The sequence below is a fragment of the Actinomyces gerencseriae DSM 6844 genome, assembly GCF_000429265.1.
GTDB classification, from domain to species: Bacteria; Actinomycetota; Actinomycetes; order Actinomycetales; family Actinomycetaceae; genus Actinomyces; species Actinomyces gerencseriae.
On the sequence record NZ_AUBN01000009.1, the window covers coordinates 30016 to 54916 of the forward strand.

Genomic DNA, 24901 nt, shown 5'->3' on the forward strand with positions numbered 1-24901 from the left:
GGCCGGATTCCGGGTGGCGAAACCCAACTGCCCCGGGATCGTTTCCAGTGCGATCCCGGGGAGATCCGTGCCCCCGACAGGACTCGAACCTGCAACCATCGGATTAGAAGGCCGGTGCTCTATCCATTGAGCTACGGAGGCGAACGGCCCCAGCGTACGGCATGCAGGGCACTCGTCCCCATCAACGGCGCGGCGCTGAAGTCCCACCGGAGTCCTCGACGCCGGTATCGTGGTAGATGCTCGGACGCCTTCGCGTCCGCTTCTCACATGTCCGCATGCTGTCCGCATGTCGTGTCCAAGCCTCCCCAACATCGTCCTGAAAGGACTCCCGTGCCCCCCACCGCGTTAGCCGTGCGACTGTCCGCAGCGCCCGCCTACGTCCAGCCGCAGATCTTCACCACGCCTTTCGTCGTGGGGCGTCTGCCCGAGTGCGACGTCGTCATCGCCAACTCCTCGATCGTCTCGCGTCGCCACCTGCGCGTCTCGCCGACACCTCAGGGGTGGCTCGTCGAGTGCCTGTCCGAGAACGGGATGGTGGTCGGCGGGCGGAAGATCCCGCAGGTGCTCGTCACCTCTGCGATCCGCATTCACCTCGCCGACGGGTCGGGTCCCGGCCTGGATCTTGTCCCGACCCAGGCCCCGGCCGGAGGAGTCCCGTCCTCCGCGCCGATGACGTCCGCCTCGACCTCCGGCGCGCATGCCGCTCCGGCCTCCGGAGCGGCACCGGGAGGCCCCGCGAACGCGGTGACCGCCGTTCCGCCCGCCTCGCCCGCGGGCGGTGCCGCTCCCGGGGGTCCCCGTGTCCAGCAGCCAACGGGCTACGGGGCTCAGGCGCATGGAGCGCCCGGTTACGGAGTCGGACCCGCCGCGCCCTCGACGGCGGGGCGCGGCCCGGGCGTCGGCTACGGATCGGCGCCGTCGGCCTCCTCCGGTGCGGCGGAGCAGACCCTGGCGGTCGGTCACGGCTCCGGCGGCCCGGTCGGCGGATCCGTGCCGCCGGGCCTGGCCGTCGGCCAGCCTCCCCGGGCCGCACGCGTCACGATCAGCGGATCGGGGACGATCGGCCGTCGGCCCGACAACACCTTCACCATCAACGACCCCACCATGTCCGGGCGTCACGCGCGCGTCGACGTGACCCCGCAGGGCGCTGTCGTCACGGATCTCGGCTCGCGCAACGGCATTCTGCTGGGGCATCAGCGCGTCCAGAGCTACACCGTCACCAAGCCGACGACCTTCGGCATGGGCTCGTCCTTCGTCGAGATCAGTCCCGACGGCACGTGCTCGCTGAAGGTCGGCGGCGGCGGCGAGCTGGTCGGCAAGGATCTGACGTTCAGCGTCAATGACGGCAAGCTGCGCCTGCTGGACGGGATCTCGTTCAAACTGCCGGGCAATGAGCTGCTGGCGGTGGTGGGGCCCTCGGGGGCGGGCAAGTCGACGCTGCTCAAGGCGCTGACCGGTGAGCAGAAAGCGCAGGCCGGGCAGGTGCTGTTCGATGGCCTGGATGTGTACGAGCACTATCCGGTGATGCGCAACAAGATCGGTGTGGTGCCGCAGAACGACGTGATCCATTCTGCCCTGACGGTTCGACAGACCCTGGAGTACGCCGCTGAGCTGCGATTCGCCAAGGACGTGACGAAGGCCGAGCGGCGCCGGCGCATCGACGAGGTGCTGGAGGACCTGGACCTGACCGAGCACGTGGGCAAGCGGGTCAAGAAGCTCTCCGGCGGTCAGCGCAAGCGGGTGTCCACTGCGATCGAGCTGCTGACACGGCCCTCGCTGCTGTTCCTGGATGAGCCGACCTCGGGTCTGGATCCTCAGCTGGATCGCGACGTGATGGAACTGCTGGCCACTCTGGCGCATGGAACGCGCCCGGGGGACACGGGGCGCACCGTGATGGTGGTGACTCACAATGAGAACCACATCGATCGGGCGGACAAGGTCCTGATCCTGGCGGCCGGCGGCAAGCCGGTGTACTTCGGGTCGCCGCGTCAGGTCATTCCCTACTTCCGGGAGCGTTTGGCCGAGCTGCGCTCCCAGGGGCAACTGGTGGTCTCCGCGCCCCGGGGAGGCTTCCCCGACCCGGGCGAGATCGAGGGGTTCGCGGATGTGTACGCCCTCATCCGCAATCACACCCCGGTGCTGCGCGCTCACCTGGAGGCGGTCGAGCCCTCGACTCGACGCGGAGACGGACGGCGGATCCCCACTGCGATGTCGGCGTCCCAGTCCAAGGCGCCCCAGCAGTCGGGCGTACGGCAGGTCTCGACCCTGGTGCGCCGGCACATGCGCATCGTCGCGGCCGATCCGTCCTACCTGGCCTTCATGCTCGCCCTGCCCATCATCATGGGCCTGCTCACCAAGGTCATCTCGGGGGAGAACGGCTTCGCGGTGCCGGTCCTACCCGCCCCCACCCCGGAGAACCCCTGCGTCGTGTACTCCACGCAGGCCCTCGAACTCCTTGTGATCCTCATCACGGGTGCGGCGTTCGCCGGCATGGCGGCGACGATTCGCGAGCTGGTGGGGGAGCGGGACGTGTTCCTTCGGGAGAAGGCGGTGGGACTGCGCGCGAGTGCCTATATGGTGTCCAAGGCGATCGCGCTGGCACTGATCGTCACGGTGCAGACGGCGATCATGATGGGGATCGCCCTGGCGCTGAATGAGCATCCGTCCGAGGCGGTGCTGCTGGGCAACCCGGGGTTGGAACTGGCGGTGTGCTGCTGGGCGGTGGCATTCGCCTCGGGACTGCTGGGACTTGCGATCTCGGCATTCGTCTCCTCCTCCGAGCAGGTCATGCCGGTGCTTGTGGTCTCGATCATGGGGCAGCTGGTCCTGGCCGGGGGCGTGGTACCGGTCGCCGGACGTGCCGTGTTCGAGCAGCTGGCCTGGTTCATGCCCGCGCGCTGGGGATACGCCATGGCCGCCTCCACCATCGACATGAACACGATCGTGCCCCATCGTGAGGATGAGCTGTGGGCGCACACCACCGACCAGTGGCTGACCGACTACGGCATCCTGTCGGTCATCGGACTGACCTGTTTGATTGTCTGCTACATCGGCCTGGCGCGTCGAGGACGTCGCTGACCTCCGCCCGTCGCTGCCGGTACGACGCTGCCGGGGCGGACCCGGGCCGTGGGTCCGGCCCGGGTCTGGCGGCCACTCGGGCCGGTCTCACAACAATGTCGCACGACGCCCTCCTACGGCCCTAAGGTTGGTCCTATGGCCGCACCCACGCCCCTACTCCCCTCCGGGCAGGATGTTCCTGTCTCGGCGCTCAGTCGCGCCCAGCTTATCGATGTCCTGACTGACACCGTGGGGGACCTGGAGCGGCTCGAGCTCACGCTGGACGCGCGCGGTGTCGTCGAGGCCCGCAGGCTGCGGACCAGTCTCGTCGGCCAGGTCCGTGATCACGTGCTGCCTCGCCTGGCCGATGCCGACCTGCCCGCCGTCGTCGTCGTGGGCGGGTCCACTGGTGCGGGCAAGTCGACGCTGGTCAACTCCGTCCTGGGCGCCGAGGTCTCCGAGGCCGGGGTCCTGCGCCCTACGACGCGCACTCCTGTACTGGTTATGAACCCCGAGGATAGCAAGGCCTTCGCCGATCACCCCCTGGCCCAGGTCTGCCGCAGCGTCTTCTCCGAGACCGTACCCGCGGGGCTGGCCCTCGTGGACGCCTCCGATCTCGACTCCGTGCACGAGGCCAATCGGGCTCTGGCGCTGCGTCTCCTGGAGGCCGCGGATCTGTGGCTGTTCATCACGACCGCCGCTCGCTACGGCGACCACACTCCCTGGTCGTCCCTGGAGGATGCCGCGGGGCGGCGCACTCCCATCGGTGTTGTGCTCAACCGGGTCCCGGCCCGGATCCTCCCGGAGGTGCGCCGTGACCTGGTCACGCGGCTCGAGGGCCTGGGCCTGGCCGAGTCCCCCTTCTTCGTCGTTCCCGACGCCGGCCCCCACGAGGGTCTGCTGCCCGAGGGGTCCGTCGCGCCGCTGCGCGACTGGTTGAGTCTGCTGGCCGGCCGTCACCGTGCCGCCGGTCTAGTGCGTCGCACCGGGCACAGCACGTGGACGAGTCTGCGGGAGGACCTCATTCGCCTGGCTGATGATGTCGACGCCCAGGATGACGCCGCCACTCAACTCGAGACCGCCACTCAGGCCCTTCTCACCGCGCCTGTGGCGGGCATGCGGACCGAGATCGATGCGGGTGCCTGGGGCCAGGGGGCGCCCGCCACTCGCTGGCTCGCCCTGGCCTCCACCGGTGGTCCGCTGGCCTCGATGGCTGCGCTCGAGCCGGGTCGTCGCCTGCGCGCCGGCCTCTTCGGGCGCCGTGCTAAGGCCCGCGCCCAGGCCCTGGGGGATCTGGCCGCTGACGCCGTCGAGGTCGTCACCGACCGACTCGAAGCGGCTCTGGTCTCCCTGTCGGGTCGGGCCCGTGAGCTGTGGGCTGGCGCGGGGGTGCCGGAGGCCGTCATGCGGCAGCGGCTCGGGACCGTCCAGAAGAAGGACCTCATGACGCAATGGGCGCATGATCATGTCCGCGAGAGACTCGTGCCCACCAATCCGCCCAGAGGCATGAACGCCGACGGTGTCGGCCACCTGCTCGTCGCCGCGGCCGTCGGGGTCGACGGTGCGGTCGAGGCCGCCCGCAAACTGGACCTGGCCGAGGCCGCCGGTCAGGCGCGCGGCGCGCTGGTCCAGATCATGGCCGCCGAGCTCGCCGCTATCGTGCCCGCGGGCGCCGCTCGCGCGCTCGCCCCCGCCCCCTCCTTGGCCGCGGCCCTGCGCCTGCGTGCCGGTGAGCTCACCCCCTTCACCCGCCCCGGAGCCTCCACATGACCCAGGAACCGTTCATCTCGCATACCGAGCCTCTCGACGCCGTTCATCTCGAGGCCCGACTGAATCGCCTGCGCGCCGCTCTCGACGCATGCCCCGCGGAGGTGCCCGCTTCCTTGGCCATCCCCGCCAGGGAGGCGCTCGATGAGGTCGGCGAGCGACTCGCGCTGGGCGTGGATCACACCGTCGTGGCCCTGTTCGGCGGCACGGGTTCGGGCAAGTCGTCCCTTTTCAACGCTCTGACCCAGTTGCAGTTCGCCGATGTCGGCGCGCGTCGGCCCACCACGTCGCAGGCGGCCGCCTGCTCCTGGGGCGACGACGCGAGCGCCCTGCTGGACTTCCTGGGTGTGGGCGGTGAGCGCCGTATCCGCCGTGAGTCCCTCCTGGACGCCTCGGACCAGGACGAGCTCGCCGGGCTGGTCCTGCTCGATGTGCCCGACTACGACTCGGTGACGACCGCCCACGCCCTGCAGGTCGACCGCCTCGTGCCGCTGGCCGACATCCTGGTGTGGGTCGTCGATCCTCAGAAGTACGCCGACGCCGCGCTCCATGAGGGTTACCTGCGCGGTTTGGGCGCTCGCCAGGAGGACATGCTGGTTCTGGTCAATCAGGTCGATACCCTGCCCGCGGGGGGCGCCTCGACGCTTCTGAAGGATGTGCACGACTTGCTCGTCGCGGACGGCCTCCATGACGTCAAGGTCCTGCCCGTCTCGGCCGTGCGCGGGGACAACTTGAGCAAGGTTCGTGAGATCCTGTGCGATCGAGTGGCGCACGAGTCGAACGCGGCTCGTACAGCCTCGGCGGAGCTCGATGCCATCACCGTCAGACTGCGTCCGACTGCGGCTCACCGGGAGATCGGGCTCGACCCGGAGGGCGCCCGGAGCGCCGCCGCCTCCCTCATCCGGGCATCGGGGGCGCAGGCCGTCGAGGACTCCGTGCGCACGGGGCTGGCTCGGGCCCTGCCCCGCGCGCTGGCGCGCCCCGAGCCTCCGTCCAGGACGGCGGTCGCCGCGACTCGTACCACGTGGTTGCAGCAGGTGACCGAGGGGCTGCCGCCGGTGTGGCTGCGCAGTGTTGAGAACGCCGTGGCCACACCCGAGGCTCTGGCCGCTCAGACCGCTGAGGCGGTCGGCTCGGTCTCGCTGCCCGGTCATCGCACCCCTGTTATCGAACTGGCCTGGTGGGGCGGGCTCCTGCTCATACTCGTCGGGCTGATCTGGGGCATCACCGTGGTGGTCGGCGGCGATCGCGTGATCCTGCCCGTCGCGCTGCTCGTCCTCGGCGCGATCGTTGCTGCGGTGGCGATGGCCGCGCGCCGTTCACGTGCGCACAAGGAGGCCGCGCACTACGGCGACCAGGTGCGCGCACGCGTGTCCTCCGTGGTCGCCCGTGCTCTGACCGTCCCGGCCGACGGAGTGCTGAGCCGTCATCGCCAGCTTCAGGAGGCGCTCGGACTCGAGACTCCCTCCACGTCCAGTCCCGGGACGAGGTGAGGCGCGCCGCCGCATCCGCCCGCAGGGTCGATGCGGTCCGGGCGCTCATAGGAGGGCGCGGTCGGCTCTGACGTGCTTTGAACCGGTGAGTCTGTGCGGGGCTCCACAGGGGCGGGTCCGCAGGGGGCATCCACAGGGTTCGACGAGGCTGGTGGCGCGAGCCGGCCCATAAGCGCGACCGTGGAGGAGAGCCAGCGCAGTGCTGGCCTTCGTCCTCGCTAGGAGCACATCATGAGCCGTCAGCTCGATCTCATCGTCCAGGGTTCCCTGGGCACCAACCCTGTTGTCTCGCGCACATCCTCCGGGCGTCTCTTCTGCTATTTCCGCGTGGCCACCGCCCCGTCCTTCCGCATCGAGGACGTCTGGCGGGAGGGGCCGACCATCTGGTTCACCGCGAAGGCCTGGGGCTACCTCGCTGAGAACCTTGCGCGCAGCCTGCACAAGGGCGATCCCGTCGTGCTGGTCGGCCGCTTCTCTCAGGACCTATGGGAGAATGACCGGGGGCAGCAGCTGACCAACGTCCTGACCGTCTCCTGCGGAGGACCGGACCTGACCTGGGGCGAGTCGCGCTTCATGCGGGTCTCCCGCACGGCGCGGACCGTCGACGCCGAGAGCACGACGACCTCGGCCGGATCCGCGCCCTCGAGTCCTTCGGCGGATACCGCCTCCGAGTCGGAGAGCGTCGCTGCGGCCGTCGGACTGCAGAAGACTGCCCTGAGTGACGCCCACTGGGAGGCATCGCCGGACGAGCTCTCTGATCGGCCGGAGCCGTCCAGCGACCCGCTGGCCTACACGGTGCGCGAGGAGGCACTCGTGTGAAGGACGGCACTGGGGACGGGGTGGACGGCGCGATCCGTGATGGCCCGTGAACCATGGCGCGGGGCGGCATAGCGCCACTGCTCGTCTCAGCTCCGCTCGGTGATCACCCAGTCCAGATCCGCTGGATGGGCGACGCGCAGTACCTCGATGAGCACTCGGGTCACCGCCTCAGCCGCCGTCCTCCCCCTCTGCGCGTTGCGCGTGAATGCGTCCCCGCATCGCGTCCACCCCAGGATTGTCAGCTGAGCGCACGCATCGTCTCCCAGTAGCACCCGTCCTGCGGCATCGAGCACCGGCAGCGCCACCTCCACCTCATCGCCCTTGCCGGTCAGCACGACTCCGGGGGTCTCCGATGATGGGACGCGCGGTGGACGTCTGCGCCATGGCAGCCGCAGGCGTCCGTGCGCGGCCGGATCACGATCGGTGACCACGGGTGCCGGGGCCGTCAGCCGCACCGTCATCCCCTCTTCGAGACCACCGGGAAGTCGATGGAGCCGCACCTGCTCATCGATGAAGGCGGCCAGGGACGGCGAGAACCTCGTCCACGAGCCGATGTCGACGACGTCGCCGAGGGCGGGCGAGGGCTGCATGTCGGGCATGGCTCACACGCTAGCGGGTCGCGACATGGCCACGGTCCGCGTGTCACGCCGAGGATTTCCGGCCCGCACTGGATACGGTGGCCATGAACGGGCGTGACCACGCCCTCGCACGCCAGGAAGCAGCCACTCGATGATCCGATTCGACCATGTCTCCAAGGTCTACAACAGGGGCGCTCGCCCCGCGCTCGATGACGTCTCGATCAAGGTCAAGAAGGATGAGTTCGTCTTTCTCGTGGGCGCCTCGGGATCCGGGAAGTCGACCTTCCTGCGGCTGACCCTGCGTGAGGAGCGGCCCACCTCGGGGTCCATCCACGTGCTGGGGCGCGATCTGTCCCAGATCTCCAGCTGGAAGGTCCCCAAGCTGCGCCAGGAGATCGGCTTCGTCTTCCAGGACTTCCGTCTCCTGGAGAACAAAACGGTCTTCGAGAACGTCGCCATCGCCTCGCAGGTGATCGGCAAGCCGCGCCACTACATCCTGTCGGCGGTGCCGGAGGCCCTGGATCTTGTCGGTCTGGCGGACAAGGAACGGCGACTCCCGCACGAGTTGTCCGGCGGTGAGCAGCAGCGCGTCGCCATCGCCCGTGCCATGGTCAACCGCCCCAAGCTGCTCATGGCCGATGAGCCCACCGGCAACCTCGACCCTTCCACCTCCGTGGGCATCATGCGCCTCCTCGATCGCATCAACCGGCAGGGCACCACCGTGGTCATGGCCACCCATGACGATGAGATCGTCGACCAGATGCGCAAGCGCGTCATCGAGCTCAAGGCGGGCGAGATCGTGCGCGACCAGGCGCGCGGTGTCTACGGCTCGGACCACTGAGAGAGGCCCCCATGCGCATCCGCTTCATCCTGTCCGAGACCTTCAAGGGCCTGAGCCGCAACCTCGCCATGACCGTCTCGGTCATCCTGGTCGCCTTCGTCTCCCTGCTGTTCGTGGGCGCCTCCGCCCTGCTGCAGGAGCAGATCTCCACGATGAAGGGCGATTGGTACGACAAGGTCGAGGTCAGCGTCTACATGTGCCCGGCCTCCTCCGGGGCCTCCTGCCCCAATGGCGAGGCCACCCAGGAGCAGATCGACGCCGTCGAGGGCCTGCTCAACTCCGACGCGCTCAAGCCCTACGTCAAGAGCTACACCTTCGAGTCCAAGGCGGAGGCCTACGCCAAATTCAAGGAGATCTACGGCAACCGACCCATTGGCCGGAACGCCACGGAGGACATGATGCCGGTGTCCTTCCGTATCAAGTTGAACGACGCCGAGAAGTACCAGGTCGTTGCGGAGCAGCTCACCGGTCGTGACGGCGTCGAGCGCGTGCGCAACCAGCGCGAGGCACTCGAGTCCTTCTTCCTCGTCATGAACCGCGCCACATGGATCACCGGGGGCTTGGCCGCGGTCATGGCGGTGGCCGCCGTGCTGCTGATCACCACCACCATTCGCTTGTCGGCCATGAGCCGGTCCAAGGAGACCGAGATCATGCGTCTGGTCGGCGCCTCCAAGTTCTTCATCCAGCTTCCCTTCGTGCTGGAGGGAGCCATCGCTGCGCTCATCGGGGCCGTCGCCGCCGTCGGCGCGCTATGGGCCGGAGTGCGTCTCATCGTGGACGAGTGGCTGGGCGAATCGCCGACATTCATCAACACGGCCTTCATCTCCACCGGGAACGTCCTGCTCCTGGCGCCCTGGATCCTCCTGGCCGCCATCGTCCTGGCAGTCGTCTCCTCCTCATTCTCCCTGTCGAAGTACACGAGGGTCTGATCATGATGTTGTTCCGTCTTCCCGGCTCTCTCAGAAGGGCTCCCGCCTCGTCCGCGGGAGCGACCGGGCGCTCCGGACCCCGGCGGCATCGCGCCCTCATCGGCGGCCACCGTCTGATCGGGGTGCTCACAGTGGTCGCACTGGTGGTGGTCCCCCTGGGGATGACAGCCCGAGCGGATGACCGTTCCGATGCCGTTGATCAGCAGAATCAGGCCGAGCAGCGGAAGGCCGAGCTCGCCTCCTCCCTCGAGGGCGTCTCCGCCGAACTCGGTCAGGCCTATCTCGACTTGCAGAGCGCTGAGACCTCGCTGACCACCGCGCAGGACGAGTTGACGACGGCCGAGGCGACGTTGGCCGAGAAGGAGCGCGAGCAGCAGCTCGCCTCCGACCGCCTCGATGTCGCCGAAGCGGACCTCGCCACGGTGACCGAGGAGGCCACGGCCTCGGAGTCCACCGCCTCGGAGAGCACCGTCTCGGTGGCCGACCTGGTCGTCTCCGCCTATCAGGGAGACAGCTCCGTGAACTCGTGGTCCTACGTACTGTCCTCCTCCGATACGGTCGATGATCTGACTCAGCGCGCGTCCACCATGGAGATCGCCGCCTCCATCCAGGAAACGGTCCTCGCCTCCGCCGAGACCGAGCGCGCTCAGGACGCCAACCGCAAGGCCCGTCAGGATGCCACGACTGATCGCGTCTCCACGTTGAAGGACGAGGCCGACGTCGCTGAGACGGATGCCAGAACCGCTCGCGATGACGCTGTCACCAAGCGTGACGAGGTCTCGAACCTGAAGACCGAGAAGGAGACGGCGGCGTCCAATCTCGAGACCCAGAAGGAGGGGCTGGAGGAGCAGCAGACGCAGGCCGCCGCCGACGCGGAGGCCGCCGCCAAGCGCATAGCGGAGATTGACGCCGCCAACCGAGCCGCCTACGAGGACGGGCAGACGGGGGTCTCCTCCGAGTCGATCGGGGCGGACTCGCTCGGCGATGGCTACATCGGCCATCCCATTACCGGGGCCCTGACCGTCACGTCCCCCTTCGGCTACCGCGTCCACCCCGTGACCGGTGTCGGCACGGGCCACCAGGGCACTGATTTCGCCGCGGCCGAGGGCACGCCTCAGTACGCCGCGGCCTCGGGGGTCGCCACGTACTGGGAATCCGCCTCGTGCGGCATCGGGGTCGACATCAATGCGGGTTACATCGATGGCCATTCCTACGTCATCACGCTGTGCCACCTGTCGGGGCGAGCCATAGCCGACGGCCAGTACGTCAACCGCGGGGACACCGTCGGGTTCACCGGCTCGACCGGTTATGCGACCGGGCCTCACGTCCACTTCCAGGTGGCTCAGGACGGCGTGTACATCGACCCGATGACCCTGCCCGGCTTCTGATCGGCGCCGGCCGACCGCGACGACGGGTTGACGACGCCGATCGGCCGCGTAGGCTGGGGCACCGCGCCCGCCGGCCCGGTGATGCGCTCGGCACCGACTGGGAAGGGGACTCTCATGGCGAAGCGGCTCAACGCCAAGAAGCCCGACGCGCGCAGGAAACCTACGCCGGGCGAGCGCGCGAAGGCCGCCTCCGATGCCCATAAGACGATCGCTCGCAACAAGAAGGCCACCCACGACTACTTCATCGAGGATCGCTATGAGGCCGGACTCGTTCTGACCGGTACCGAGGTCAAGGCTCTGCGTATGGGGCGCGCCTCCCTGACCGAGGCATGGATCGAGATCGATCGCCATGGGGAGGCCTGGCTTCAGGGGGCGCATATCCCCGAGTACCTCCAGGGCACGTGGAACAACCACGCCCCGCGTCGTAAGCGCAAGCTGCTGCTCCATCGCGCTCAGCTCGAACGGCTCGCTCAGAAGGTTCGGGCCAAGGGCTACACGATCGTGCCGCTGGAGCTGTACTTCATCGGCGGGCGGGCGAAGGTCGCCATCGCCCTGGCCCGGGGCAAGCAGGACTGGGACAAGCGTCAGGCCCTGCGCGAGGCCCAGGACAGGCGCGACGCCGCGCGCGCCATGGCGGCCGTCAACCGGCGTCGGAGCTGACACGGACATGGACCGGCCCCTGCGGACGTGGAGGGCGTGAGGCCCGCGCCGTGCGGGCGCGCGTCGGCCGATCCCGCCGGGTCTCATTCTTCACTGCGATCCGCTCGCTCCCGTCGGCCTCCGTCGCCCCGGTCGGCGGCCTCACCAGTGGTCGTGCGCATGGACCCGGATGAGCCGGTCGTAGATGTCCGTCACGGCGGCGTGCACGTCCTCGTTCAGCGGTGGTAGCGCGGCCGCCTGCGCATTGAGTCGTACCTGGTGGGGGTTGCGACTCTCGGGCAGGACGCAGGTGATCCCCTTCTGGTCCAGGAGCCAGCGCAGCGCGACCTGGACCGGGTGAACGTGCTCGGCAACGAGCTCGCGACATACTCGTGCGAACTCGCGCGCGGCCTGGGCGCCCACGTCCTCGGGAACCACCGAGAAGATCCAGCCGGCGTCGAGAGCCGCGACCGAGTCGGGGAGAACCGCCTCGGCGTCCCGGCGATGATTGCGGGAGAGTATGCCCTCGGGCAGGGGAACCCTGGCGATCACGGCCGTGTCGGTCTCCTGGGCGGCGGGCAGGACCTCCTCCAACGGCTTGTGCCGGAACACGTTGACAATGAGCTGCACGCTCCCGCAGCCGGGGTGGCGAATCGCCTCGAGCGCCTGCTCGCAGGTCTCTGCGCTCACGCCGTAGGAGCGGATCCTTCCCCGGGCGACCAAGTCGTCGAGCTGCTCCCAGACGCGCGAAGCCTCGATGACCTCGCTCGGCGGGCTGTGCAGCTGAACGAGGTCGATCGTCTCGACGCCGAGATTCTGCCGAGAGCGGTCGTTCCAGGACAGGAAGTTGTCACGACTCCAGGTGAGGGCCTTCAGGGGGAGCCCGCGCCCCATCTTCGTGGCCACCGTGAGTCCGGCGTTCGGATGGGCGGCGAGGAATCGGCCGACGAAGCGCTCCGAGCGACCGTCCCCGTAGACGTCAGCGGTGTCGATGAAGGTGACACCGGTCTCGCACGCGGCCTGCAGGGTTCTGGTCGCCTCGTCTGGATCGATCTCGTACCGGTCGATGCCGAGCTCCCACGTACCAGTGCCTATGACGGAGATCTCGCGCCCCAGGGCGCTGAACGGACGATTCTCCATAACGTCCTCCTCGAGAAGCTCGGGCATCGGGCCCGCCCCGACGATTCTACTGGCCGTGCACCGGGAGCCTCCTCGTCTTGTCGTCGGGTCTTGTCGTCGGGCGCCAGCCACTCCATGGGGGCGCTCCCATGGGGACTCGCCGCAGGTGCGCCCCCGGGCCATGCAGCACCGTCGGTATCGCCCGTGCGCTCCTCGGCGCTGAGGATCGAGGTCGGAGCGCGAGCGTGACGCAGACGACCGATGACGACTCGCCGTCGTCCTGGTAGAGTCGCATTCTGCTCCTAGGAGCATGGCTTGGCGAGCCTTGTACTGCCGATGACAATTTCACAGGGGATGATCGGTTTCGACGACGGTCGTGGGTTCAGGAGAAGCGGGTCGAGGATGCACAGTCATCTCGTCAACGCTCTGTGCGAACCAATAGGTGCCGATAACACTCGCACCGACTTCGCCCTCGCCGCCTGAGCGAGCTCCGAAGTCCGTCAGCCCGGGGACTGCTTCCGCCCCGGTTCCTGGCGTCATCCAGGGAGCCACTGCTGAGACCTCTCGTCATCGGGGGCCTCAGGACTTCTAGGTGACTGAGCCCGTCGGCGTCCTTGTTCGCGTGAGACGCCGGGGCTGAGAAAATCATCAGCGAACTGCGCCCGGAGAAGTCCTGTTGCACCACCGTCGGACCGGGGTTCGATTCCCCGCATCTCCACTAATGCCCGTGATTTCAGCGGAACGCCTCACCGCAGGGTCGCTGGGGGCGTGCATCATGGTCCGGTCGGCCGAGTTGAGCGACCGACCTGAGCGGAATTCAATCGGGCTGATGCATGGTCCGGCGGGGACGTGTCCTCACTGGTGCGTACCAGACATCCGAGTCGTCGGCGCGGGCCGCTTCGAGCGCGGCGCGGCGCGCCTGGTGGTTCCCGTGCAGGTGCGTCATCGGCCCCGAGCGTGAGCGCGATGCGGCAGGGCGGGTGCCTCCACCGGTTCCGCTGGGACATCGAGATCCGAGTCTGCGAGTCCTCTTCGCCCATCACGTCCATGGCGTAACCCCGACGACGTCGAGCGCACCCGGCGCACGGATGAGCGAGTGGAGCATGGCGGGCTCATCGCACAGTCGCTACTCGGCGGATGGAGGGCAGCCGGAGCGCGAGCGCTTCTGGAGAATGCGGTTCTTGGCGGCATCGATCGTGGCCGTGACCCCTCGTCATTCGGGTTCCTTCGTGTTTCTGCGCGGTCCTGCATGGGGGTCTGAGCGTGTCGTTTTCGCTTCGTTTCCGTGGCCGCCATTGCGGCCGCGACTCCATCACCGGCCTCGGCCGCCCCGAGGTCCGCCGGCCTCGTCCTGCCCGCACCGAAAGGCTTCGTGGCGCGAAAGAGTCGATGGTGCGCTCGATCGTCCTCTGACCCGCGATGGATGGGCGGCCCGGGTCGCAGGGCGGAGAGCCTTTCGCAGCCGTCACCAGCGCGGCCAATGGGCGTCCGTCCCGCACCTATTATGTCATAGGGTGTTGTGACGATCAGAACTCGCTGGGTATTCGCTGATAATCCGAACGACACCCTGAGGTCGTGGTAAGTGTGACTCGTGTGACGAACGAGGCGGCAGAAGATCACAAAGTGGCACGCCACGCCGAGAAAACACCGTCATATCTGACAAAGCGGCCCGTTTATGCATAGCGTTGCCGTCAGCGGCACCGTTCCTGGTGCCCACCAACGACCGAGAGGCAGATATATGTCCGTCAACCGCACTGAGCTCATCGCCGCCATCGCTGAGGAGGCCGATCTCACCAAGGTCCAGGCCGATGCCTTCCTTGCTGCTTTCCAGAAGGTCCTGGTCGACAATGTCGCCAAGGGTGAGGCCGTCAAGATCACCGGCCTCATGGGTGTGGAGCGCGTCGAGCGCGCCGCTCGTACTGGCCGCAACCCCCGTACCGGTGAGGAGATCCAGATCCCCGCCGGCTACGGTGTCAAGCTGACGGTGGGCTCCGCTTTGAAGAAGGCCGTCGCCAAGTGATCTCAGCGTGAGCACCCGGTGCCGCTAAGCGCAGCCGGACCGTGGACGTCAAGGCGCGTCACCCCTGGCGGGTGCCGCGCCTTCGTCACGCAGCGCTCGTGGGGAACGGCTCCTCGAGGCTCCTCCTCGGGAAGGAGGCCCGCAGGGGCTCGTCCGCATAGCCTCGCCCCCATGGACTCACCACCTGCCGTCCGAGTTGCGCAGGCAGCGGCTCCTGCACTGTCGCTGGACGGGCTGTGCAAGGCCTTCGGTCAGAAAGTCGCCGTCAACGCGCTTTCCCTGGACGTCCCGACCGGCTCCATCTACGGCATGGTGGGTCCTAACGGAGCGGGCAAGACCACGACCCTGTCCATGGCCACGGGCCTGCTCGTACCCGATGCCGGCCGCGCCGTCGTCCACGGTTTCGACGTATGGGACCAGCAGGCCGCCGCCAAGGCGCAGCTCGGCGTCCTGCCCGACGGCCTGCGCACCTTCGATCGACTCACCGGGATGGAGCTGATCACCTATGCCGGGCTGCTCCGCGGTCTGGGGCGCGATGTCGTCATTCCTCGTGCGACCCAGCTCCTTGACGTCCTGGATCTCGACGGCGCCGGCCGCACACTCGTCGCCGACTACTCCGCTGGCATGCGCAAGAAGATCAACCTCGCTTGCGCGCTCATCCACTCGCCCGGCGTCCTCGTTCTGGACGAGCCCTTCGAGGGGGTGGATCCGGTGTCCGCCCGGACCATCCAGGCGATCCTGGCCGACTTCGCCGCCGATGGCGGTACCGTCATCATCTCCAGCCACGTCATGGCGACCGTCCAGCGCTTCTGCACTCACGTGGCCATCGTCGTCGCCGGGCGGGTCGCGGCCGCGGGCACCACTGCGCAGGTCGCCGCCGGCATGGATCTGGAGGACCGCTTCACCCAGCTGGTCGGGGCGCGTGAGACGAGAGGGGACCTGTCGTGGTTGCGACCCTCGTCCGACTGAGGTGGAGGCTCACTCTCAACGCCTTGGGACGCAGCGTCTGGATCCTCCTGGCCTCCCTGCTCGGAGCCGCTTGGGCGATCGGCACCATCATCTCGGCGACCGCCGGCGCCGCGGCGCTCGGCCTCGGTGCTCCGACCTCGACCGCGGCGGGCGTCATCGGCGCCCTGGGGGCGTTGATCACTCTCGGCTGGATTCTGGTGCCGCTCCTGCTCACGGGCGTCGACTCGACGCTCGATCCCCGAGCGCTCGCGCCGTGGATAGCGCCTTCGCGCTCTTTGGCCGGAGGGCTCGCCGTGGCCGGTGCGACGGGGATTCCCGGCATCGCCACGGCCGTCTGCCTCGCCCTTCCCGCGCTGACGTGGGCGATGGGCGGCCATTGGGGCGCGGCCGGGCTCGCTCTGCTCCTTGCCCCGGTTGCCCTGGCGACCTGCGTGCTCGCCTCGCGCGTCGTCGTGATCGGGACCGGCGTGTCGACCACGCGCCGGGGACGGGACATCATCGGCGCCATCGGGGGAGTGGCCGTCATCGGGGCCGCCGTCGTGCCCAGTCTGTTCAATGCCGTCGCCATGCGCTCGGAAGGCCTTGACGACTCGCTGTTGATGGCGATCGCCCGGGTGCTCTCCCTGAGCCCGTTCGGCTGGGCTCTCGCCGCTCCCGGTTATCTGGCGCAGGGACGGGCCGGTGCCGCGCTGAGCCTGGCGGTCGGCGCCCTGGCGCTCCCGAGCGCGCTGGCGCCTTTGTGGGGCGGGGTGGTGCGGCGCGTCATGTCCGGGGACAGGGCATCCGGGCGGCGCAGACGTTCTGAGGGCGACGCCGACGTCCCGGCGCCCGCCGATGCCGTGCGAACCGTGCAGCCCACGCTCAGCGGTGCCACGACGAGTGCGCCCCTGGTGTGGCAGCGCCGACTGGAACGGGTCATCCCCCCGCCGGCCGCCGCCATCGCGGCGCGCTGTCTGCGCTACTGGCGCACTGATCCACGCTACCTGGCGCTGGGCGCCTCCGCCGTGTTCGTCGCGCTCGCCGTGGGCGTCGTGATGGTGCTGAACACCCAACAGGGCTTCGGAGGCGCCGAGGGGGACTCATCCCTCGCGTCGGCGCCGGTCAGCGCAGCGTCCGGCGGAGCTCCGCCGGCGCTGCTCGGTGTGCCGGCCGTCATCGCTCTCATGTCCGGATGGGCCCTGCACGACGACCTGGGATACGACTCCACCGCCCTGTGGATGCACCTGAGCGCCGGGGTGCGCGGTCGCGACGACAGGATGGGACGCATGGTTGCCGCCGCCCTGTGGACCCTGCCCGTCCTGGCGATCATCACCATCGCCCTCGGCATATGGACCGCGCGCTGGGACATCGTTCCCGCGGTTGTCGGGGTGCAGCTCGGCCTGTACGGCGCCGCTGCGGCCTGGTCGGGGGTCATGAGCGCAGTTCTGCCCTACGAGGTCAATGCGCCGGGGGAGAGCCCGCTGAAGTCGCGGACCTCGGGCATGGCTCTGGCCGCCTCGCTGGTGCAGATGGTCGGCCTGGGCGTGGTCGTCGTGCTCGCGCTACCGGTCGTCATCGGCATCTGCATCCTCGTGATGACCAGTGCCTGGCAGTGGGGCTGGGCACTCCTCGCAGGCGGGGCGTTCTGGGGAACGGGGCTCGCCTGGGCCGGTGCCGTCATTGGAGGGCGGGCTCTCGATCGGCGCTGGGTATCGGTGCTGACCACCGTGCGCTCCTGGCCGGGGCATGCCGAGACACGCTGAGCGCATTCCGCGCGGAGATGGCCCGCGGAGCTCGAGAGGGCCGGTGGCGCGGCACCGGAAGATGACAAGCGGCGATCCGCTGTCCTAGGGTTCTCTGGCCGGTGCGCATGGCCGCGCTTCCCGGTTCGAGGGTCCGTTCGGGCCCGGACATCCCCGTCATCGCTGAAGAGGAGCAAACCTATGGAGCTCGTCATCCTGGACAACGCCGAGGCCATCGCTCAACGTGCCGCCGATGCGGTCGAGGACCTTCTGACCGCCGAGCCCGCCGCTGTTCTGGGAACCGCCACGGGGTCGAGCCCGCTTCCCCTCTACGACGAGCTCGCTCGCCGCTGCGAGGCCGGACGCCTCTCGTTCAAGGAGGTCACCGGCTTCATGCTCGATGAGTACGTCGGCCTGCCCGAGGGGCACCCCGAGCGCTACGCGACGTTCATGGAGCGGAATCTGCGCTCTCGCGTGGACATGCGGCCGGGCGCCCTGCACGGTCCCGATGCCCTGAGGGAGGACCTCCAAGCCGCCTGCGATGCCTACGAGGCCTCCATGGCGGCCGCCGGTTACTGCGATCTGCAGATCCTGGGCATCGGCTCCGACGGCCACATCGGCTTCAACGAGCCGGGCGGTCCGCTCGACTCCTCGACCCATGTCGATGAGCTCACCGAGCAGACCCGCAGGGACAATGCCCACTTCTTCGACGACGATATCGACGCGGTCCCCACTCGCTGCATCACTCAGGGGCTGGGCACGATTATGAAGGCGCGCAAGCTCGTTCTCATCGCCACGGGTGAGAACAAGGCCGAGGCCATCGCCCACCTCGTCGAGGGTGAGGTCGATCCCCGGTGGCCCGCCACCGTGATGCAGAACCACGCCGACGCCCTCGTGCTCGTCGACCCCGCCGCCGCGAGTCTGCTCGGGAACAAGGAGCAGCACTGAGCGTTCCGCGATCCGTCATGCGTTCAACCGGCCGGTCGTGGCGCGGTCCTCACCGCGTCACGCTGCGCCGGGGGGATGAAGGCCCGCGGCGCCCGGCCTACACTGGGGCCATGAGCGAGTCCTCTGCCCCCACGACCGGAGTCTCCGGTGATCCGGACGCCCGGCCGAGCCAGTCCGCGGGCACGGCCGTCCTGGAGCGCGAGGAGCTCCAGTCCACCGACGACGGCGACGCCGACCGCTTCGCCCACTACGTGCGCAAGGACAAGATCGCCGCGGCCTCTGCCACGGGGCGTCCGGTCGTCGCCCTGTGCGGCAAGGTGTGGACCCCCGGGCGGGACCCGTCGAAGTACCCGGTGTGCCCCACCTGCAAGCAGATCTACGAGGCGATGAGGCCCGGCGGCGGCAAGGGCGATGGCCCGCGCTTTCCGCGCTCCCCCTTCTCGCGAGGCGGTCGGTGAGCTCCGCGCGAGGTCCCCGGGCGCAGCACAATCCGACTCAGCCGTCCATCTTCGCTGCCGAGAACCTGTCTCCGGCCTATCCGCGGCGCGCCGCCTGGGGCACATCACGGCCGCTGCGCGCCTGGCAGGCGGCTGCGCTGAAGAAGTACATGGACAGCACGCCCGAGGACTTCCTCGCGGTGGCCACGCCGGGTGCGGGCAAGACCACCTTCGCCCTGCGCGTCGCCACCGAGCTGCTCGCCTCCGGCGAGGTTCACAGGGTCACCGTCGTGTGCCCCACCGAGCACCTGAAGTACCAGTGGGCCGAGGCGGCTGCTCGCGTCGGCATCCGTCTGGACCCCTCGTACACGAACTCCCAGGGCGCGCTGGGCTCGCGCTTCGACGGCGTGGCCCTGACCTATGCCCAGGTCGCCGCCAATGCCAATCTCCACCGCGCCCGCACCGATTCGATTCGTACCCTGGTGGTTCTCGACGAGATCCACCACGGCGGGGACGCGCTGAGCTGGGGCGATGCCATCCGTGAGGCCTTCACCCCGGCGCGTCGCAGGCTCGCTCTGACCGGTACGCCCTTCCGCTCCGACGAGTCGGCCATTCCCTTCGTGCGCTACGTCGAGGAGACCGGGGGAGCCAAGCGGTCCCGAGCCGACTACTCCTACGACTACGCCGACGCCTTGCGCGACGGAGTTGTGCGCCCGGTCATGTTCATGACCTACTCCGGCGAGATGCGCTGGCGCACCAGGGCGGGGGACGAGGTCGCCGCGCGCCTGGGCGAGCCGCTGACCAAGGATCTGGAGTCCCAGGCCTGGCGCACGGCCCTCGACCCGTCGGGGGAGTGGATCCCCGCGGTTCTGGCGGCCGCCGACCAGCGGCTGAGCGAGGTTCGCCGCCAGGTGCCCGACGCCGGTGGACTCGTCATCGCCTCGGACCAGAGGTCGGCCCGTGCCTACGCGGGGCGTCTCCGCGTCATCACAGGCGAGTCCCCCACGGTGGTTCTGTCCGATGACGCCGGTGCCTCCAGCCGCATTGAGACCTTCGCCGCGAGCGACGACCGCTGGATGATTGCGGTACGCATGGTCTCCGAGGGTGTGGATGTGCCCCGCCTGGCGGTCGGCGTCTACGCGACCTCCACCGCCACCCCGCTGTTCTTCGCCCAGGCCGTTGGACGCTTCGTCCGCTCGCGCGCCAGGGGCGAGACCGCCTCGGTGTTCCTTCCCACCGTCACCCCCCTGCTGGGGCTCGCCAACGAGATCGAGGTCGCCCGCGATCACGTCCTGGGCAGCGGCGGGTCCGCCGACGAGGATTCGCTCGTCGCCCCCGAGGATCGGCTCGTGGCTGAGGCCAACAAGGCCGAGAAGGCCTCGGACGACCTGCTGGGCTCTTTCGAGGCCATGGACTCCACCGCCGAGTTCGACCGGGTCCTGTTCGACGGCGGTGAGTTCGGTACCGGTGCCATGGTCGGCAGTGTGGAGGAGCAGGAGTACCTCGGCCTACCCGGCCTGCTTGAGCCCGAGCAGGTGACGGCCCTGCTCCGCCAGCGTCAGGACAAGCAGATTCGTACTCAGAAGAAGCAGGCGGCTGCGCAGCGCCGAGCCGATTCGGGTGCCGACGATGCCAGGCGCCGAGCCGCCGCCCGCAAGGAGTTGAGCCAGCTCGTCGCCGCCTGGGCGCGTCGTTCCGGGCAGCCCCATGGCGTCGTTCACAATGAATTGCGTCGCGTGTGCGGCGGTCCCGAGGTGGCGCAGGCCTCCACCGAGGAGATCACCAGGCGCGTGGAGACCCTGCGCCGCTGGTTCGTCGGGAAGCGGTGAGCCGGCTCGCCCGCGGCTGTGCGCGTGCGCCGTGCCCGCCCCGGCCGCGCGTCAGCCGACCAGGGGCCTGCGGCCGTCGAGGTCGAGATGGCGTGTGGGCACCGCCGGCTCCCCCTCGCTCAGGCGCCAGGCGTCGTAGGGCAGTTCCGCGCGTGAGACCCGGTGCCGCTCCGCCGCAGCGGCCAGTGCTCGCGGGCCGCGGTGCTCCTCGACGACGACGCCATCGCGTACCAGCTCGACTTGCAGCGGGCGGGCTCCGGCCTCGGCCAGGGCCGCCAGTGCCTCATCCTGGTTCAGGGCCGACACAACGAGTTCTTCGGCGGCGGAGCCAGTGGCGTCCATCGCACGACCCGCCCACTTGCGCCCGCCGACGGTCGCCTTGCCCCCTTCGGAGAACTTGGCGACCTGGTGCATCTCGCCGTCGGATCCGGCCCGCTCGACGAGCTTGTACACCAGGGCGGCCGTCGGGCGCCCCGAACCGGTGACCAGCTTGGTGCCCACGCCGTAGGAGTCCACCGGCGCGGCCCCCAGGCCGGCGATCGCGTACTCGTCCAGGTCGTTGGTGACCGTGATCCTCGTCGTCGTCGCTCCCAGGGCGTCGAGCTGTGCCCGCACCTTGAAGGCCTCGGCGACCAGGTCGCCGGAGTCCAGACGCACTGCCCCGAGCTCGCCGCCGGCATCGCGCGCCGCCTTGACGGCGCGCTCCACGCCGCGGGCGATGTCATAGGTGTCGACCAGGATCGTGGTGCTCGGGCCGAGGCTGGCCACCTGAGCCGCAAACGCGTCCTCCTCCGAGTCGTGCAGCAGAGTGAAGGAGTGCGCCGAGGTCCCGACCGTGGGAATTCCGTAACGCATGCCGGCCTCGAGATCGCTGGTTCCGACGAAGCCGCCGACGACGGATGCGCGGGCCGCCGCCACGGCCGCCCGCTCGTGGGCCCGCCTGGCCCCGAAGTCGACACAGGGACGACCGTGCGCAGCGATGATCATGCGAGAGGCCGCCGAGGCGACGGCGCAGTCGTAGTTGTAGATCGACAGGGCCAGGGTCTCCAGGATGCAGGCCTCGGCGAACGTGCCCTCGACCGTGAGCAGTGGCGAACCGGCGAAATAGCACTCGCCCTCGGCGTAGCCGCGGATCGTGCCGGAGAAGCGGTAGCCACGCAGGTAGTCCAGCGTGGTGTCGTCCACGACGCCGGCGGCGTGGAGGAAGTCGATCTGGGCATCGGTGAACGTGAAGTCCTCGACGGCGTCCAGAAGGCGGCCCGTTCCGGCCACCACGCCGAAGCGGCGTGAGGAGGGCAGTCGCCGCCCGAACAGTTCGAAGACGCTCGCCCGTTCGGCGGTGCCCGAGCGAAGAGCGCCCTGAAGCATGGTGAGCTCATACATGTCCGTGAACAGAGAGGTGGTGGGAGTGGTGGGACCGAGTGCGTCGCGCTGCGTGGCTGCCATAGGGCACAACCTACTCCCGGACCTCGAACCCGGGTCCAGCGCGTCCGCCCTCGAGCACAGTCGCAGCCGCTAGGCTGTTGCTCATGTCCAGCGCACCGCATGTCGCCGAGCCCGACGTCGAGGAGCGCGTGCGGAGCGCCGCTCGATCCCGGTGGCGCACAGTCGTCCACGACGACCCGGTCAATACCATGGACTACGTCACCTGGGTCTTCCACTCCTATTTCGGCTTCCCGCTGCCGCTGGCACGTCGTCGGATGCTGGAGGTCCACACCACCGGGCGCGCCGCCGTGTCCACCGGCACGCGCGAGCGCATGGAGATCGATGTCGTCGCCATGCACTCCTACGGCTTGCGCGCCACCCTCGAATCGATCGGGGACGGCGACGACTATCAGGACGGTTCCTGATGCACGGTTTCGCCGAGGCGCCCGGTGGCTGGGAGAGCAGGCTGGAGACATGGGAGCGGGAGTATCTCGCGGGTCTGCTCGAGCAGGTCGCCATGCTGCTGGCCGCCGACGGCTCCGGCTCCCCGAACGGGCTCCAGGACGCGCACGGGGCAGGGGACTCGCGCTCGGAGCCGCGCCTGGGGGAGAGCGCCCAGGACCGTGCCGTTCTCGCCGCCCTGGACTTCGACCCGCCTGGTCCCGGGCGTTCCGCATCATCGTCTCTGACCGCCGCCCCGCCCGCGCTCGCGCCGGTGATCGATGCGCTCCTGCCCGACGCCTCCGAGGATCCCGAGGTGGCGCTCGAGATGGCGGGCCTGACCCGGTCTCCCCTGCGCGCTTTGAAGCAGGAGCGCCTTGAGGCCGTTATGGCCGAGTTGCTGGAGCCCACGGGCGTCGGCGGCGCTGTCCGTATCGCCCGGGGGCACGAGCAGAAGTGGCTCGGCGCGCTCAATGACGTGCGTCTTGTGCTGGCGAAGCGGCTCGACATCGATGGGCCGGAGGCCGCTGAGGAGGCCCACGCCATCGCCTGGGAGGAAGCGCCCGAGGATGAGGACGAGGACGCCCTCTGGCGTCGCGGCATCGCCCTGTCCTACGACATGCTCACCTGGTGGCAGGAATCACTGGTAACCGTGCTGCTTTACGGCTGAGCCCCCGCCTAGTCTCGGACGCGTGAATGACGCGCCGATCGGGATGTTCGACTCCGGGGTCGGGGGCCTGACAGTCGCGAGAGCCGTGCTCAACCAGTTGCCCGGCGAGCAGATCCTCTACATCGGGGACACGGCCCACGCTCCCTACGGTCCCAAGGCCATCGATGAGGTCCGCTCCCTGGCGCTGGGCGTCATGGACGAGCTCGTCGAGGCCGGCGTCAAGATGCTGGTCATCGCCTGCAACACCGCCTCCGCGGCCGTCCTGCACGACGCGCGCCGCCGCTATACCAAGGACAAGGGCGTCCCCGTCGTCGAGGTCGTCCACCCTGCCGCGCGTGCCGCCGCCCGTGTCACTCGCAATGGCCGCATCGGCCTGATCGCCACTCAGGGCACTGTCGAGTCGCGCGCGTATGCCGATGCTCTGGAGGCCGTGCCCGGTGTCGCGCTGTTCTCCGAGGCCTGCCCGCGCTTCGTTGAATTGGCCGAGCGCGGTGTGACCACCGGTCCCGAGGTGCTCGCCACCGCCGAGCAGTACCTCGACCCGGTCAAGGCGGAAGGCGTGGACACCCTTATTCTGGGTTGCACCCACTACCCGCTGCTCATCGGCCCGATCTCCTACGTCATGGGGGAGGACGTCACCCTGGTGACCTCGAGTGAGGAGACTGCCAAGGATGTCTATCGCGAGCTGGCCCGACGCGACTTGCTGCGCGCTCCCGAGGCCGCCGCACCGCACCACGAATTCCGCTCCACCGGGGACCCCGAGTCCTTCGTCGTCCTGGCGCGGCGCTTCCTGGGTCCCGAGGTCAGCCATGTCTCGCAGGCGAGCTCGGCTCCCGGGATCGAAATCACGGCCCCTCCATCAGGTCTCCCCATGTCGGCCCTCAGCGCCGCCGACGATCACGTTCCCCCCTCGAAACCCGCAGAATTGAGCAAGGAACCCGCATGAAGCTCACGATCATCGGCTGCACCGGAAGCATGTCCGGCCCCGACTCCGCTGCCTCCTCCTATTTGGTGCAGGCCGATGGGGCGGACCCCGATGGCGAGGTGCGGACGTGGTCGGTGGTTCTGGACCTGGGGCCAGGGGCGATGGGTCAGATGCTTCGCTACCTCGACCCGATCGATCTGGATGCGATCCTCATCTCGCACTGTCACGCCGATCACATAGTGGATCTCGTGGGCATGCACGTCTTCCGCCGCTGGAATCCCACCGGAGCCCTGGGACCCGTCCTGACTCTGGGACCCGGCGAGCTGCGCGGACGCCTCAACGGCGTGGACGGCACATCGCCGGAGGAGACGTACGCGTCGGAGTTCTCATTCCGCACCGCCGTCGTCGGCCAGGCGGTGCAGGTCGGTCCGTTGAAGATCATGCCGTATGAAGCGCTTCATCCGGTCGAGGCCTACGGCTATCGCATCGAGGCGCCCGGACAGGACGGTCGGGGGAGCGTCAGCCTTGCCTTCACCGGGGACACGGACTTGTGCGACGGCGTGGAGGCCATGGCGGACGGCGTCGACTTGCTGCTGTCGGAGGCCGCCTTCCTGGAAGGGCGTGATACCTATCGCGGAATGCACCTGACCGGCAGACGCGCCGGCGAGCTCGCCGCAGGCACCAGCGGAGAGGGCGGGCGAAGGCCCGCGGGGAGTCTCGTTCTGACCCATATCCAGCCGTGGACCGATCCCGCCGATACCCTCAAAGAGGCCGCCGAGGTCTACTCCGGTCCGCTCGAGGCCGCCACCGCGGGCGCGAGCTGGGAGATCTGAGGGCGCTCGTGACGATAGGCGCGGTGCCCCGACGGGGCGGCGTTGGGCTGGAG

Annotated in this window: 21 protein-coding genes, 1 tRNA gene and 1 other RNA gene; 19 read left to right on the top strand and 4 right to left on the bottom strand. The window is 69.1% G+C overall.

From position 1 onward, the window contains the following. Window positions 1-68 precede the first annotated feature (68 nt). Window positions 69-141 (bottom strand) — tRNA-Arg (locus G448_RS0103185). A 189-nt stretch (window positions 142-330) separates the two neighbouring features. Between G448_RS0103185 and G448_RS0103190 the strand changes: the two genes are divergently transcribed. The 4 genes from G448_RS0103190 (at window position 331) to G448_RS0103205 (ending at window position 7136) form a co-directional block, all read left to right on the top strand. Continuing rightward, the gene (locus G448_RS0103190; RefSeq protein ID WP_026406810.1) at window positions 331-3078 is read left to right on the top strand and encodes an ATP-binding cassette domain-containing protein; all 2748 of its coding nucleotides are present in this window, start codon (window positions 331-333) and stop codon (window positions 3076-3078) included. 135 nt (window positions 3079-3213) lie between these two features. Next, a complete protein-coding gene (locus tag G448_RS0103195) occupies window positions 3214-4827 on the top strand; it encodes a GTPase domain-containing protein (RefSeq protein ID WP_026406811.1) in 1614 nt (537 codons plus the stop codon). After that, the gene (locus G448_RS0103200) at window positions 4824-6317 is read left to right on the top strand and encodes a GTPase (RefSeq protein ID WP_026406812.1); all 1494 of its coding nucleotides are present in this window, start codon (window positions 4824-4826) and stop codon (window positions 6315-6317) included. Before G448_RS0103195 ends, G448_RS0103200 begins: the two co-directional genes overlap by 4 nt. 231 nt (window positions 6318-6548) lie before the next feature. Beyond that, entirely contained in the window at window positions 6549-7136 is a 588-nt protein-coding gene (locus tag G448_RS0103205; protein WP_026406813.1) for a single-stranded DNA-binding protein, read from the top strand. Between the two features lie 86 nt (window positions 7137-7222). Here G448_RS0103205 and G448_RS0103210 read toward each other — a convergent pair whose 3' ends face one another. Continuing rightward, the gene (locus tag G448_RS0103210) at window positions 7223-7735 is read right to left on the bottom strand and encodes a hypothetical protein (protein ID WP_026406814.1); all 513 of its coding nucleotides are present in this window, start codon (window positions 7733-7735) and stop codon (window positions 7223-7225) included. A gap of 130 nt (window positions 7736-7865) precedes the next feature. Between G448_RS0103210 and ftsE the strand changes: the two genes are divergently transcribed. The 4 genes from ftsE to smpB all read left to right on the top strand — a co-directional run bounded on the left by ftsE (window position 7866) and on the right by smpB (window position 11532). Next, entirely contained in the window at window positions 7866-8555 is a 690-nt protein-coding gene (gene ftsE / locus G448_RS0103215) for a cell division ATP-binding protein FtsE (RefSeq protein WP_026406815.1), read from the top strand. A gap of 11 nt (window positions 8556-8566) precedes the next feature. Next, window positions 8567-9484 (top strand): permease-like cell division protein FtsX, encoded by a 918-nt coding sequence (gene ftsX, locus G448_RS0103220; protein ID WP_026406816.1) that lies wholly within the window; start codon window positions 8567-8569, stop codon window positions 9482-9484. A 161-nt stretch (window positions 9485-9645) separates the two neighbouring features. Beyond that, complete coding sequence (locus G448_RS0103225; RefSeq protein WP_315559091.1) at window positions 9646-10872, top strand: peptidoglycan DD-metalloendopeptidase family protein; 1227 nt, start codon at window positions 9646-9648, stop codon at window positions 10870-10872. A 114-nt stretch (window positions 10873-10986) separates the two neighbouring features. Then, window positions 10987-11532 (top strand): SsrA-binding protein SmpB, encoded by a 546-nt coding sequence (gene smpB, locus G448_RS0103230; RefSeq protein ID WP_026406818.1) that lies wholly within the window; start codon window positions 10987-10989, stop codon window positions 11530-11532. Between the two features lie 141 nt (window positions 11533-11673). Here the strand turns inward: smpB and G448_RS0103235 are convergent, their stop codons facing one another. Continuing rightward, window positions 11674-12651, bottom strand: coding sequence for an aldo/keto reductase (locus G448_RS0103235; RefSeq protein WP_026406819.1), 978 nt, complete (start codon window positions 12649-12651; stop codon window positions 11674-11676). Window positions 12652-12980: 329 nt separating this feature from the next. On the opposite strand from G448_RS0103235, the gene ssrA reads away from it, so the two are divergent. The 7 genes from ssrA (at window position 12981) to G448_RS0103270 (ending at window position 20554) form a co-directional block, all read left to right on the top strand. Further along, window positions 12981-13351: a transfer-messenger RNA gene (gene ssrA / locus G448_RS17325) on the top strand. Between the two features lie 1017 nt (window positions 13352-14368). Continuing rightward, entirely contained in the window at window positions 14369-14650 is a 282-nt protein-coding gene (locus G448_RS0103245) for an HU family DNA-binding protein (protein ID WP_008732858.1), read from the top strand. Window positions 14651-14821: 171 nt separating this feature from the next. Beyond that, the gene (locus G448_RS0103250; protein ID WP_051268589.1) at window positions 14822-15619 is read left to right on the top strand and encodes an ABC transporter ATP-binding protein; all 798 of its coding nucleotides are present in this window, start codon (window positions 14822-14824) and stop codon (window positions 15617-15619) included. 23 nt (window positions 15620-15642) lie between these two features. Further along, on the top strand, window positions 15643-17361 hold the full coding sequence (locus G448_RS0103255; RefSeq protein ID WP_245572165.1) for a transporter: 1719 nt from the start codon (window positions 15643-15645) through the stop codon (window positions 17359-17361). 180 nt (window positions 17362-17541) lie between these two features. Next, window positions 17542-18288, top strand: coding sequence for a glucosamine-6-phosphate deaminase (gene nagB / locus G448_RS0103260; protein WP_026406822.1), 747 nt, complete (start codon window positions 17542-17544; stop codon window positions 18286-18288). A 110-nt stretch (window positions 18289-18398) separates the two neighbouring features. Further along, window positions 18399-18746 carry a DUF3039 domain-containing protein gene (locus tag G448_RS0103265; RefSeq protein WP_026406823.1) on the top strand — a complete coding sequence of 116 codons (348 nt, stop codon included), beginning with the start codon at window positions 18399-18401 and terminating at the stop codon, window positions 18744-18746. After that, window positions 18743-20554 carry a DEAD/DEAH box helicase gene (locus G448_RS0103270; protein WP_026406824.1) on the top strand — a complete coding sequence of 604 codons (1812 nt, stop codon included), beginning with the start codon at window positions 18743-18745 and terminating at the stop codon, window positions 20552-20554. Before G448_RS0103265 ends, G448_RS0103270 begins: the two co-directional genes overlap by 4 nt. A gap of 51 nt (window positions 20555-20605) precedes the next feature. Here G448_RS0103270 and G448_RS0103275 read toward each other — a convergent pair whose 3' ends face one another. Further along, a complete protein-coding gene (locus G448_RS0103275) occupies window positions 20606-22000 on the bottom strand; it encodes a nicotinate phosphoribosyltransferase (RefSeq protein ID WP_026406825.1) in 1395 nt (464 codons plus the stop codon). An 83-nt stretch (window positions 22001-22083) separates the two neighbouring features. Here G448_RS0103275 and clpS point away from each other — a divergent pair, with 83 nt between their 5' ends. The 4 genes from clpS to G448_RS0103295 are packed head-to-tail and all read left to right on the top strand — an operon-like array spanning window position 22084 to window position 24848. Beyond that, window positions 22084-22404 (top strand): ATP-dependent Clp protease adapter ClpS, encoded by a 321-nt coding sequence (gene clpS, locus G448_RS0103280; protein WP_034494213.1) that lies wholly within the window; start codon window positions 22084-22086, stop codon window positions 22402-22404. Beyond that, the gene (locus G448_RS0103285; RefSeq protein WP_026406827.1) at window positions 22404-23090 is read left to right on the top strand and encodes a DUF2017 family protein; all 687 of its coding nucleotides are present in this window, start codon (window positions 22404-22406) and stop codon (window positions 23088-23090) included. The genes clpS and G448_RS0103285 overlap by 1 nt, the downstream gene beginning before the upstream one ends. 43 nt (window positions 23091-23133) lie before the next feature. Continuing rightward, window positions 23134-24036: a glutamate racemase gene (gene murI, locus G448_RS14915; RefSeq protein WP_034494215.1), complete on the top strand. Its 903-nt coding sequence runs from the start codon at window positions 23134-23136 to the stop codon at window positions 24034-24036. Continuing rightward, window positions 24033-24848, top strand: coding sequence for an MBL fold metallo-hydrolase (locus G448_RS0103295; RefSeq protein WP_026406828.1), 816 nt, complete (start codon window positions 24033-24035; stop codon window positions 24846-24848). The genes murI and G448_RS0103295 overlap by 4 nt, the downstream gene beginning before the upstream one ends. Window positions 24849-24901: the final 53 nt, after the last annotated feature.